4 protein-coding genes are annotated in these 14,169 nt (G+C 57.4%); 2 read left to right on the top strand and 2 right to left on the bottom strand.

Features of this window, described 5'->3' with window-relative positions; translation table 11 throughout:
* Positions 1-24 precede the first annotated feature (24 nt).
* The gene (locus tag ACN0SY_RS00940) at positions 25-9,957 is read right to left on the bottom strand and encodes a tandem-95 repeat protein (RefSeq protein ID WP_417683881.1); all 9,933 of its coding nucleotides are present in this window, start codon (positions 9,955-9,957) and stop codon (positions 25-27) included.
* Between the two features lie 403 nt (positions 9,958-10,360).
* Between ACN0SY_RS00940 and ACN0SY_RS00935 the strand changes: the two genes are divergently transcribed.
* Entirely contained in the window at positions 10,361-11,692 is a 1,332-nt protein-coding gene (locus ACN0SY_RS00935; protein WP_417683880.1) for an MFS transporter, read from the top strand.
* Entirely contained in the window at positions 11,682-13,448 is a 1,767-nt protein-coding gene (locus ACN0SY_RS00930) for an ATP-binding protein (RefSeq protein WP_417683879.1), read from the top strand. Before ACN0SY_RS00935 ends, ACN0SY_RS00930 begins: the two co-directional genes overlap by 11 nt.
* Here ACN0SY_RS00930 and ACN0SY_RS00925 read toward each other — a convergent pair.
* Entirely contained in the window at positions 13,445-14,095 is a 651-nt protein-coding gene (locus ACN0SY_RS00925; RefSeq protein WP_417683878.1) for a response regulator, read from the bottom strand. The two genes, ACN0SY_RS00930 and ACN0SY_RS00925, sit on opposite strands and share 4 nt — an antisense overlap.
* Positions 14,096-14,169: the final 74 nt, after the last annotated feature.

Raw genomic sequence — 14,169 nt, 5'->3', positions numbered from 1 at the left:
AGGGGTCTGCGTGGGATGGATCTGTCAGACGAACAGGCCGTCACTGTTCAATGTGATCGTCACGATCGCATCGTCATGTCCGCCCTGATCGTCTGCAATCTCCACTTCATAGTTGAAGACGATGCTCTCGCCGTCAGCCAGGCCCTCTGCAATTCCGTACCGGCTGGCTTCCGACAGGTCGAAGGTCCAGTCCACGGTATCAGAGGTCTGGTCTATCGGCTGTAGCTCGAGGAAGTTGAAGGCATCCAGATCGTCCAGAACGGAGACATCACCAGTCACGGTGACGCCGGTCACGGACGCACTATGAGTGTCGGTGAGATCAATGTCGTCGAACTCGATCGCTCCGGACCGCGAGACCTCCATCTCGTAGTCGAGGCCAACAAAGTAATTGGTCTCGGACGCATTGTCGCTTGCCAGGAACAGGCTCAATCCAAGGGACGGATCGAGAGGATTGGTTTGATCGGGTGGATTTCCCGCAGCACTATATCCGTCGAAGGTGCCCAGAAGTGTGCCGTTGCTGGAGAAGACTGTGATCGTGTCGTTTTCTCCGTCCAGCACGATTTCAAGCCGGAAGGTATTGTTCTGTCCGCCGCTGAGACCCAGCAGGTTGGTTTCGATCCCCCCGTTTTGAATGGAGTCGCCTGGCTGCGCATCGGTTTTCAGTTCGCCGACATAAAGTCGCCCGGCATTGCCATTGACGCTGAAGTAGGAGACCTGGCCGGTGCCATCGGTCAGACCGAAAAAGACGTCCTGATCGCTGCCGGTGCGAGTCACCTGACCTTCGACACTGAGAGTGACCTTGTCATCCGCACGCAGGACACCTGCCTCGACAATCTCCATGATCGTGTGTGGGTTGCGCTGATTATCAGAATTTACCTGAACCCGAAGCGCTTCCAGTCCGTTGACGGTGACAATCGACGCAGTTCCGCTGGTTGAATCAAACGCTGCAAGGAAGTCGTTGGCATCGAAGCTCCCGGAAAGCTTGAAGCCAGGGGTCACCTCGTCCGTTAAACTGGATGTAGCCACGTTGATGATCGGGGCGTCGTTGACCGGAGCCACATCGATGGTTGCTGTGGCCGTCGAGCTGCCGCCATTTCCGTCAGAGACCGTGTACTCGAACGACGCTTCACCGAAGTAGTTTTCGGCGGGCGTGAAAACCACATCGCCGTTGCCATCAAGGGCAACCGTGCCGTTCACAGCATTGGAGACCGAAACGATCGACAGGCTCTGGCCATCGGTGGCGATATCCGCATCCGTGTCATTGCCGAGGAGATCTCCAGCAGCAATGGTCAAAGACTGGTCTTCCTGGGCGGCGATCCCGATATCGTCATTGCCGGCCGGGGCATCATTGACGGGATCGACCGTCACCGTAAAGGTTTCGGAGGTGGTCGCCGTTTCGCCGGTCGAACCTTCAGTGGAACTCGCTGAGACAGTCAGATCGAATGTCCCGTTGAAATCCTGCGGAGGCCTGATTGTCAGGCCGGATAGGTCCGCCGGTGACAATGTCCAGGTCCCGTCATTGTTGTTCGTTCCAGCTGAAAGGATTGCCCCGTTGGGAACGCCGGAAACGGTCACGTCGGAATGGGTTTCCGAACCATCCGTATCGGCAAGCGTCACGGATATCTCAAGGGCAATATCAGTGTCCTCATCGCCCAAGGCACCAGCCCCTTCGACTGCGCGTACAAAGACGCCCCAACCGGAGCCATCGTTGCTGGCGTCGCTCCAGGTGATGACGTAGCCACCGTCCGGACGCGCGTCGATCGAGGAGTAGCGCTGATCGGCGTTGGTGGTGCTGTTGATCAGGAACTCGTCGCCAACTGCGACTCCATTTTGGTCGAATTCTCTTGCGACGATGCCAAATCCGGATCCGTCAGCCAGATAGCTGTCCCAAACGACGACAAATCCGCCATTCGCAAGACCTGTTGCGCCGCCAAAATACTGGTTGCCTTGTGTGAAGGTGTTGACCTGGAACTCCGATCCAACCGGGTTTCCGTCAGCATCGTAACGTTGGCCGAAAACCCCGTAGCCATTGCCGTCCTGTTCGGAGGAGGACCAGGTGATTACATAGCCTCCGTCATCCAGAGCGGCCACATTGGAATAGAGCTGCTGACCGGAGCCATAGCTGTTCACCTGGAACTGGCCGCCGACAGCAGCGCCACCGGCATCGTATTGCTGGGCAAGAATGGCGTAGCCCGAACCATCGAGACCGTTGTTGTCCTGCCAGGTTATGACAAAACCCCCGTCCGCAAGACCGGCTATGTTCTTGGTCAAATGTCCATCGGTGAACTGATTGCCGGCTGTGGTCGAGTTGACCCGGAACTCGCTCCCGACCGCATTTCCATCGGCATCATAGCGTTGCGCAAAGACGCCATAGGAGGATCCATCCTGACCGTTTGAAACCCAGTTGACCACGAACCCGCCATCAGCCAGTGACGCCACATTCGGCAAGTACTGAGTGTTGTTGGTGTATGTATTGATCCGGAATTCCGAGCCTGAGGGATCGCCAGCAGCATCATACCGTTGTCCGAATACCCCGTAGCCCGAGCCGTCCTGCAAGTCTGATGACCAGACGATTACGAAACCGCCTTCGTCCATACCTGTCGTACTAGGATAAAGCTGACTGTTGCTGGTGTAGGAATTGACGCGGAACTCAGCGCCAATCGGGGACCCATCGGCGTCAAACCGCTGCGCATAAATGCCGTAGATCGAGCCATCTTGAATGTAGGAACCCCAGGTGACCACATGTCCGCCATCCGCAAGGCTTGCGACCTCTGAAAGGTATTGGGTCGAATTGGTATAGGTATTGGCCTGGACCTCGCCCTGGAACTCACCGCCACTTGGGACCTGGATCGCGGGTGCATCTGCAACCGCGTCCACATCGACCGTGACGGTTGCCGTCGAGGTGCCGCCGTTTCCATCGGAAACTGTATAGTCGAATTGAGCCTCGCCGGAGAAATTCGCCGCGGATGTGAAGACCACATCGCCGTTGCCATCTAGTGAAACGGATCCGTTGACTGCGTTGCCAACGGAGGCAATGGAGAGGACCTGTCCGTCGGTCGTGATATCGATATCTGTATCGTTCGCCAGCAGGTCATCCGCTGCAATCGTCAGCGGCACATCCTCCTGAGCCACGAAACCACCATCATCGTTGGCGACTGGCTCGTCGTTGACCGCGTTTACCGTCAGCGTGAACGTTTCGGTGGTCGTTGCGATGTCTCCGTTTGAGCTTTCGATAGAAGATACCGTGACGGCCAGATCAAACGATCCGCTCCAGTTTTCAGCGGTTCTCAGGGTGAGGCCGTTCAGCTGGGGCACGCTCAAGGTCCAGGTGCCGTCGTTGTTGTCGGTGCCCGCCGACAGCGTTGCTCCTTCCGGCACGCCTGATATGACCACATCGGACAGAGTTTCGGACCCGTCGGTGTCCGTCAGCGAAGCAGAAATGTCGAGCGCGATATCTGCATCTTCGTCGCCCGATGCTCCGCTGCCTTCAGACCCGCGTACGAAAACGCTCCATCCCGAACCATCGGCATTGGAATCCGACCATGTGACCACGTATCCACCGTCGGGACGCGCTGAAACGCTGGAGAACCTTTGGTCGTTTGTCGTCGTCGTGTTGATCAGGACTTCATCGCCTACCTTGTTGCCGGAAGCGTCAAACTCCTGCGCCAGAACGCCAAATCCGGAACCGTCGGCGAGATAGCTATCCCAGACCACAACGAAGCCGCCGGTCGCCAAACCGGCTACCGTCCCGGAGTACTGATCGTTGACCGATGTGGTGTTGACCTGGAACTCGGAACCGACCGTGTTTCCGGCGGAATCGTATCGTTGTGCGAAGATCCCGTAGCCGCTGCCATCCTGACCGGCAGAACTCCATGTGATGACATAGCCGCCATCGGACAGTCCCGCCACGTTGGATAGATATTGCGTATTGGTCGAGTAGGTATTGACCTGGAATTCTCCGCCGACGGCGTTTCCGCTTGCATCATATTGTTGGGCGAAGACTGCATATCCGGATCCGTCGCGTCCGCCATTGTCATGCCAGGAAATCACAAAGCCGCCGTCAGCAAGGCCCGCAACGTTCTTGCTCACATCACCATTACTGAACTGGTAGCCGTTCGAGTAGGTATTGACCTGGAACTCGCCGCCAACCTTGTCTCCGTCGACATCATATCGCTGTGCGAAGATCCCATAGCTTGAGCCATCCTGGCCGGATGAATTCCAGTTGACGACGAACCCGCCGTCGGCAAGCGATGCAACGCTCGGCAGATATTGCGTGCTGTTGACATAGGTGTTGACCTGGAACTCGGCGCCAACCGGATTGCCGGTGGCATCAAAACGTTGGCCGAACACCCCATAGCTGCTGCCATCCTGTCCGTAGGAAGACCAGACAATCACGAAGCCGCCATCTCCAAGATGCGTCGCGCTAGGGTAAAACTGGGTGGAATTCGTGAAGGTATTGACGCGGAATTCCGAACCAATGGCCGCCCCATCCGACCCAAAGCGTTGTGCATAGATCCCCCAACCCGATCCGTCCTGACCGGAAGAACTCCAGGTCACCACATGTCCGCCATCCGCAAGGCTTACAACCTCGGAACGGTATTGGGACGAATTGGTGTAGGTATTGACCAGGACCTCGCTCTGGAGCTCACCGCCACTTGGGACCTGGATCGCGGGTGCATCTGCAACCGCAGCCACATCGACCATGACGGTCGCTGTCGTAGCGCCCCCGTTTCCGTCGGTGACGGTATAGTCGAATGTCGCCGCGCCGGAAAAATCTGCGGCCGGCGTATAGATGAAGTCACCGTTGGCGGCGATTGTCACGCTTCCGCCGTCGGAGGTGGCAAAGGTTCCGGCTGTGACGGTGAGGCTATCGCCATCAATATCGCTGTCATTGGATAGAACGTTGCCACTGATGGCCGTGTCTTCGTCTCCCGAGACGGTATCATCGACCGCCGTCGGTGCGTCATTGACCGCCGTGACATCCAGCGTGACGGTTGCCGCGCCACTGTCTTCAAGACCATCGCTGGCAACGTAAAAGAAGCTGTCGATTCCGTTGAAGTTTGCGTTCGGGATATAGTTGACCACCCCGCCTGTGCCGATGGTGATTGTGCCATTATCGGTGGCAATCGTTGCGCCGACCGTTGCTGCCTGTCCGTTGATGGATACCACTGACAGAGACTGTGTCACGACCGGCACATTGTTGCCGTCCGTGTCGTTCGCAAGAAGATCCAGTATTGCCGGCGTATCCTCTACGACCGTGAGATCATCGTCATTGGCGACAGGAGGGACGTTGTCGCCGGAGCCGCTGATTTCCAGGGTCAGGGTCGCGGTATCGAGGCCACCATTTCCGTCGGAGATGGTGTAGGTGAAGACCTCGAGGCCTGTCTCGCCCTCGCCGAGCGCATCCGTGTCTGTATCCGCGTCGTCGAGCAGGTAGTTCCATGTTCCGTCGCTCGAAATCTGCAGTGTTCCGTAGGTTCCGGTCAGCGTCAGGCTGTCTCCGGGGTTGACCGGCGTCACCGTCGTGGTTCCGTCAGACAAAGCGACGACGGAGAGAACATCGCTGGTATCGACGTCGCTGTCGTTGCTCAGGACGTTTCCAGTTGCTGTATCGTCTCCGGCAATTCCGAAGCCCTGCTCGACCAGAACGTCCGCGGCATTGAGATCGGCGACTGCGACCGGGACGTCATTCGTTCCGGTAACTGTGATGGTCGCCGACTGGGCTGCAATGGCGCCCTGTGCATCCACCACTTCGTAGCTGACAGTGATGACCTCGCTGTCACCAACGCCCAGATACTGGAAGGCGGCATTGCTTGGATCGACGAAGATCGTCGTGCCGGAAATGGTCACACCCGCTTGAAGGCCGGTGACATTTTGAACGCTCAGGGTTGCGGTCTCGCCAGTGTCGTCATCCGTGGCCCCCGCCAGCATGTCGATGCCGAAGGCCGCATCGTCTTCCGCCACGGCGCTTGTCAGGACTGCGGCCACCTCGGGTGCATCATTGACGCCGTTGATGACCAGCTCCGCCGTTGCGGCCACGCCAACCGGTGCGGCGACAAATTCAAGGCCGCCGATTTGCGGGTTGGTATAGGGGATGCCGCCGCCCTGGTTGACATCACTCAGGACGTAGATGTGCGTGCTGTCGCCACAGACCGCGTCCTGCATCGGGATCACCACGGTGATGTCGACGTTGCCCATGTCACCCGTGAAGAAGACATAGCGATCCTGACCTGTTGGATCGCTGCCCGTGCTGCCGGAGTATCCATCCGTCGAAACACCGGTCGTGCCGGGATAGGAAACGACCCCGTCCAAGATCACCCGCGTACTGATACCAGCCCCGGTACTGTTGCCATCGAAGATGATCAATGACCCGTTCGTGACACCTGCCGCAGCAAAGGCTTGATGTTCATTGACGATGGAAGCCGTTCGCTTGATGCGCGTCATTGTGCCGGTGTCGTTGTCGGCAATGAAGAATGTGCCGGCGTTGTCCATGGTTTCAGCACCTGAAGTGCCGCCATATCCGCGGTCTTCCTCGATCACGTCATAGGTCACGCTCAACGTTGCGCTGTCATTAGCGGTCAGATCGTTGAATTGTCCCGGATCGATCGTCAACTTACCAGTGGAGGCGTCCACGGACGCCGTGACAGAGCGCCCGTCGGAGGACGTGACAACCACATTGGCAACGCCCAGGTTGCCGCCTTCGGCATCGCTTGCATGAGACAGAAGATCGATCGTGACCGTTGCAGCATCCTCATCGCTCACGCCGCCGTCGACAGCCCCGCTGACCTGCGGCAGGTCATTGGTACCGGTCACGGTCACCGTGACTGGAACCGTGTCCGTTGCGCCGTTCACATCCGTGACCGTTACCTCATAGGTAAAGGTCAGTTCCTCGTCACAACCCAAATGGTCGAACAACGCATTGTCGGCGCTGAACGTCCATGTCACCGAACCGTTGGTGACAGTTTCGCTGCTTGCAAGCTCTGACAGGGAAAGGAACCCAAGCGCCGTTGGCGCATCTATCCCGCCGGGGTTGCCGGTTGTTGACAGAAGGGATGTTGCGGCACTCTGGGTGTTGGTGACATCCACATCGGAAAAGACGATCGCACCAGTGTCATTGAGAGTGTCTGAGGAGTCCTCTGCAAGGATACTCGTCAGATCCGATCCAGCGACATCAATAACCGGGCTGTCGTTGGTGCCGGTGACGGAGATGGTCACGACCTGTGTCGCGGTTGCACCGAAGTCATCGGTGACGGTCGCGGTGAACGTCTCGAAGACCGTGTCGCCTTCATCGAGTTCATCAGCCGCGGCCTGATCCAGGGTGTAGGTCCATTCCCCGGTAGCCGGATCGATTGCGAAGGAGCCATAATCGCCGGCGGCATCGCCGGACCACGAGGCGGTCGCACTCTGGTCGACATCTGAGGAGGTGAGGGTTCCCGTTGCAGAGGGAATTCCCGCGACAATCCCACCGTCGTCCTCGTTGCCCGCTTCGACGACAGCGCCTTCGTTCTCTCCCGTCGCGGTGGTGACGACCGGGCTGTCGTTCGTGCCGGTGATAGTGATGGTGACGTCCTCGGAGGCAGTACCTCCTTTCCCATCATCGACCGTCACAGTGTAGACCTGCGTCAGTGTCTGGCCTTCCGCAAGGTCGTCCACGGCACCGTCACTGATTGCAAATGTCCAGGTTACCTGTCCGGCACCATCAGCCGGCAAATCATCGACGATGACGGCGGTCAGAACGCCACGCGCCGCCACCAGTCCACCCTGGCTGTCCGTGGCCATGGCCGGAGAAGAAACCGACACCGTGTGCGTATCGATCAGGTCGACATCGGTAAACTCGATGGTTCCAGTATCACTGAGGATAGCAACCGTTTCGCCAGCGCTGTTGTCCGCAAGTTCCGCAACACCGCCGGTGGCATCGGCAGACACAATCTGCGGCTGTTCGTTGGTGCCGACAAGGTTGATTGTAACGGTTGCCGTATCCGTATTGCCGCTGGCGTCCTGTACCGTGTAGCTGAAGCTGTCGCTGGTTGTTTCACCCTCTGCCAGATAGGCGAACTGGCCGTTGGCGTTATAGGAAAAACTGCCGTCGGACTTGATCGTAACGATAGCGCCACTTTCCAGGGTGAGGGTCGCAATACCTTCACCTGAACGAACCGACCGAGTGCCAACAAGGGATACGTCGTCGACCTCGAAGATTTCGCCATGGGAGGTGACATTGGTGGTCAGCCGGACTTGCGCGGTTGCAGCATCGCCCGCCAGTGTTGACAGATCATAGGAAAGGTCAACGAACCCGTCTGCTACGGGGACTTCCTGACCGCTCTCGCGGCCAACGAAAACCTGTTCGCCGTCCCGCCATGCCACGTCGAATACGTCAATGACCTGATAGGACCCATCATCAAACCGGGCTTCGACGGTGACAAAATCCCGGGCCCAGCCGTAAGACTCAAAGGCCTGACAACGCAGCAGCTCCGCATTGAGCGAAAACGAGAAGGTTTCCCCCTCGAGATCTGAGATGTCGACTTCGGCAAACTCAAGTTTGCCGTCGTTCCGGTGGGTCGCCTGCGCAACTCCGTCTTTTCCTCTCAGATTGCTTTCGGCGACTGTATCCAGCCCTTCGAGCCTGCGCCCGGCCTCGTCGAAATCCTCCGCAAGCGCCGTAACCTCTTCCGAGGTGTAGTCGAACAGGTCAACGCCTTCGGCAGAGACAATCTCGAGCGGCTCGCCGTTCCCATCGGCATCATTCGCCAGAAGACCGCTCTCGTAACCGGTTTCGACCGTGCGTTCGCCTTCGATCAGAACGTCGTCGAACTTGAGCGCTTCCCCCCAACCCGAGATTTCCGTGATGAAACGCAGCTGGATGCTCTCGTTGGCATCGGGAAGGGAATAGGAAAGTGCCGTCGCGTTGGAGCCAAAGGTTTGCCCCGTCAGGCTACCGACAAATGTCTGGCCCTGACCGGACAGATTTTCCTCGGATGCCGGAATGGAAAACAGATCAAGCAGGGTGAACTCGCCGCCGTCGATGCTGACTTCAACGCGCACGGAATCGCCATTTCGGTTGCCCGCAGCCTCGAAGCTTGCCCACCAATTTGCTTCTGTTTCGACGGTGAAAGACAGGCTGGCACTATTGGGGTCGAGGGACGATGCATCCACAGCCTTGAAGAGCAGAACACCATCGGCGCAGGCGTTTGAAAAGGCAGCCCCATCGACCGCGGCCAGATTGCTCTTCTCGACCGTTTCCAGTTTCTTCAAGTATCGCGCACCGGAGAAATCTTCATCCAACAGCGTTTGCGTTTCGGTTTCGGTGCCGATGACGGCCGCCACCTCGAGGATCTCTGTTTCGCCGAGGTCGAGAGTGTAGGCGTCGTTCACCGCCGAGGGAGCCGCATCAACGAGGCTTACGTTGTCGATCAATGCGCCTATCGTATCCCTGTCAGCGTATTCGGCTGAGGAGAAGGAGAGCGCATAGGACCCGGCGTCGAGCTCGAGTTCAGCGGAAAAACGCTGCCAGCTAACGGAAAGATTGTCCTCGCTGTTGGAAAATTCCTGGAAGAACACGACCTCGCCAGCCTCATCCGTGATGGTTACGGAAAAGTCGCTGGTGCAGGTATTGCCGCGCGCGGCGTAGCTGAAGCCGAAATCGAATTGGCTTGCCTCATCGAGCGTGAAGGTCTGCGTGACAGTGCTATCCGCGTTGTCGCGTTTTCCGCGCCAGCAGCGGCTGGAATAGTCATAGCTGTCGAGTTCCAGCACCGCGCCGGACGAAAGGATGCCCGTATCGTCTTTGAGCGCCGAATTGTGGAGGCTGGGATTGTTCTGGATTTCGATGCGGCCTTCCGAGGCCTCCCAACCGTCAATGGCATCGGCCGTGAACCAGTTGCCATGATCAACTGAGTTGACCGCCGTTTCAGCGGAGGTCTGTTCGAAATCACCGTTTACGAGAATGTTGTTGTCAGACATGACGCGGTCCCCAGCGTGTGGGACGCGCAATCCAGTAAGGGGAATACAGTAGACACAAAGAATTGCTCTCGCGAAACCGAAATGCCGCATGAGATATTCAATATTGCTACAAGCAAATATGGCAAATCCGTTGGATGCGGATCAGCTTGCCCCCAAACTGAATATTGCCCCCCATTTAGTAAATAAAATTTTCTTAGAAATATTCCTAAGCATATAGGTATTTTGTCACAATCACCCGTTCGGGTGGTTCGGAACGATTTGGCTGACGTCAATCCAATCGCTTCAAATATTGGTAAATTTCATCGTGTGCGCCCGTAACACTTTGCCAATTGCAATTTCTTGTCTATCGCTTCAGCGTCTTTCCGTTTATTCAGATAATTCAATCAAGTATGTGGGGGGAGACTTGAAAGGGCAGACGCGCAAACCAGGGACACTTGGGTACTGGCAACTCTTCTGTTTCGGCATCATGACAACGCCGATCGCCATGAGCGGCCTCGCCCTGGTCATGTATATCCCTACCTTCTACGCAACTCAGATGGGGCTTGGTTTTACCGCTGTCGGACTGGTTGTTGCGCTCGGACGGCTCTTTGATGTTGTCTCTGATCCGCTGATTGGCTTCATGACCGACAGGACGCAGAGCCGGTTCGGTCCGCGCAAACCATGGATCGTCATAGGAACTCCCTGTTTCGCTGGAGCGGTCTGGCTCCTGCTGGTCCCTCCGGAAACGGCGGGCATGCCCTATCTGGCCTTCGCGTGCTTCCTGTTTTTTCTGTGCGTCACGGTTCTGGACATACCGTATTCTTCGATCGGCCTCGAGATCTCCCCGGACGTTCACGAGCGCTCCATGGTGGCCGGATCAAAAGCGGTCTTCCAGGTATCGGGAGCCATAATCGCGGCAACCTTGCCGGTCGCCTTTGGGCTCGCGATCCCCAATGCCTTGGCAGTCATAGCGTCGGTTGTGGCTGCTCTATGCCTTGTCAGCTTGATCCTGTTCCTGATCTTTGTCCCGGAGCGGCCCCGCGCTCCGATCAGCCGGAGAACGGGATTCTTCGAGATGGTACGCCTTGTCCTGGGGCAACGGGAGTTCCGTTCGCTTGTGATGGCATTCGTCATCGTCCAGTCCGCAAACGCGCTCACCGCGGCCCTTGCGGTTCTCTTTGTCACTCACGTGATCGCCAGACCCGACCTCGTCGCGCCGCTGGTGCTCCTGCTTTTCGTCTCCACCGCACTGCTCATCCCCGTCTGGATTATGCTTTCCAGAAAGATCGGAAAGAAGCAGACGTGGCAGGTTTCCATTCTCTTGTGTGCAGCAGCTCTTTTGGGCGCATTTGTCCTGGGGCCCGGATCGGTGCTTGGAGCGGTGGCGGTTTTTGCGTTGGTCGGTGCCGTTTTCGGATGCGACGCAATAATGCCGACCTCGATGCTAGCCGATATCGTCTGGGAGAAGGAGCGAGAGACAGGCGCTCAAGCCGGCCTCTTTCTTGCCTTTAAGAATGCGGTTTCAAAGCTGACTTTCGTCATTCCGATGGCGCTAGCGTTCCCGGTGCTCGACCTCGTTGCGTTTCAGCGCGAGGGTGCGAACGGGGAGATGCAGCTGATGACCCTGCTGGCCTTCTTCGCCGGGCTGCCCATCGTGCTGCGGATCGCAGCTGCGGTGTACCTGCAGCGTGCGATGATCCCACAACCGGCATCGCATTTTGATGCCGCGCCGGAACCCCATGCAGATGCGGCATAACGGGTCTGATCATCGCCTGTTCCGCGTGGCTCAGGCACGTCAGCTGAAGTCCGGATCGGTGATGTCATGCCTGTTCGTTGAGATCATCGTCGCGAACATCGCGGTCATGATGTTCTTTCAGGACCTTGCCACTGAAGCTGCGGTCTGGTTCGCTTCTGCCAGTGCCATGGTGATGGTGACCTACCTTTACAATTCACAAGCCGCGCGCTCGGGCATTACCGAGGCAAATGCTGAACGGTTCCTGCGCGGTCATGTCGCCGTCACCTGCGTGACTGGTTTTCTATGGTGCGCGCACGCGACCTATCTGTTTGATCCAGTGTCTGATTTCAGAGTTTTCATCAGCACCTTGATCGTCTTCAGCATCACGCTAGGTGGCATGTTGCCTGGTGCGGTCTATCGGCCTGCCTTCATTGCCCTTGCGATCTGCAGCCTTCTTCCCTTCGGCGCCTTCGTCCTGGCAACATCGGATTGGCCGTATCGTGCCGTTGGCGTCGGCACTTTCGTCTATTTCGCCTTTGGCCTTATCACCAGCGCACGCTCAGAGAACAACAGCCGGGAGGCTGCAAGCGCCACAACCACGAAAGCGTTGATGACAGAAATCGTGGCCGAGAAGGATACCATCCAGAAAATCCACGAAGAAAAGACCCGTTTTCTGGCCGCCACCAGTCACGACCTCTCCCAGCCGCTCCATGCGCAAGGCTATTTCCTTCATCTCCTGAGGGACAAGCTGACCGACCCGGAAGCCCTGGAGTTGCTCGGCCGGATCGAGAACAGCTGGCGCGGTCAGGTCGAGATGTTGCAGGGGCTCGTTGAAATCAATCGTCTGGACAGTGGCTCTGTCGTGCCCGAGTTCAAGAACCTGCGATTGAAACCCGCGTTTGAGGCCGTGGCGGCGGAATTCGATGCTCTGACCACGGCAAAGTCTATTTCATTGCGCACAGACCTCGACGACGTCGAGGTGGTCACCGATCCCGTGCTGCTGATGCGGGTCGTGCGCAACCTTTTGTCCAACGCGATCAAATATACTCAAGCCGGGGGGGATGTTTCCCTGACAGTCCGGCTTTCGGGCAGTCAGGCGAGGATCGAAGTCGCCGACAACGGACCGGGAATTCCGGTCGAAAAGCAGCAAACGGTGTTCGAAGAATACGTGCAGCTGCAGGACCGGGGAATCGAAAATGCATCCGGTTTCGGCCTTGGTTTGTCGATAGTTCGTCGCTTGTCCGAATTGCTGGGTTTCGAGGTTTCACTCGTTTCGGAACGAGGAAGAGGAAGCAGCTTTGCTTTTTCCCTTCAGGCAACACGGGTATCGGGCCACAACCCGCCGGATCTGCCCGATGCGCCTGCCGTGCTTTCAGGGGCGCCGCTGATTGTTCTGGTCGACGATCAGCCGTCAGTGCTGCTTGGGATGGGCAACCTGTTGACCAGCTGGGGGTGCCAGGTCATTTCCGCAACAAATCCGGCCGAGGCGCTTACCCTGCTCGGCGAAAACCTGTCCGATCCTGCTCTTCTGGTGGTGGACAAGCGGCTGGGTGGGGGCGAAAGCGGGCTGGCACTGATTCAAGCCCTGCGTGAAGAAGTCAATGACGACACGCCGGCCTTGCTCATGAGTGGCGATTTGGGTGGTGAGGAAGACATGAGGTTGCCCCCCGGCGTCATGTTTCTCAGAAAGCCGGTGGAGCCGACGCGTTTGCGAAAAATCCTTGAAACCACCCTTCAGGACGATGGCCGGGCAACGAAAAACGGTAGGGCGGGCTAGATCAGCCCATAGACCCTGGCTTGGCGCACACAAGCAGCGCGTTTGTTGACGTTCAGCTCGGAAAACAGAACCTTGATGTGGCTCTTCACGGTGTTCTCACTGATGGCCAGAGTGCTTGCGATTTCCCGATTGGCGGCGCCTCCGGCGATCAACTTCAGAATTTCAAGCTGCCTTGCGGTCAGTGCGGGATACCTGAACTCGTCGCCATCGGGCCGAACCATGCATTCGCTCATGTCCAAGGCATTGCGCTCAAGCGCCTCACCTTGCAGGAAAAACTTCCCTGCAAGGGCTGCATGGATAGCTGCAATTAGAGTCTGATTTCCGTCTTTCTTGGACACGAAGCCCATCGCGCCTGATGCAATGATCGTTTCTGTCGGGAGGGTTTCCTCATGGCCGGAAATCAGCAGCACTGGCAGGTTCGACATGCGCCCCCGGATGGCGGAGCTCAGCGCAAGTCCGTTCATCTTGTTCAGGAAAAGATCCGAGATGACCAGAGTGTAATCCCTCTGAGCGCTGAGGGTTTCAAGAAACAAGTGAGGATCAGCCCAAACCATGATTTCGGCGTCAGGCATCTCGGCGCCGATCAGACTTGCAAGGCCGTCGAGAACCATTTGGTGGTCATCAACGAGAGCAAATTTATTTCCCATTCAGAGTGCCCGACAATAACAGGAGGTATGGCTTCCAGACATTCTATAGACGGGCGAGGTGTAAAGTGCACCAA

Source organism: Roseibium sp., from assembly GCF_048261595.1.
In the GTDB taxonomy this organism is placed as follows: Bacteria; Pseudomonadota; Alphaproteobacteria; order Rhizobiales; family Stappiaceae; genus Roseibium.
Note: the sequence above shows the minus strand (reverse complement) of the source record. Positions and strands in the feature narration are given on the sequence as shown.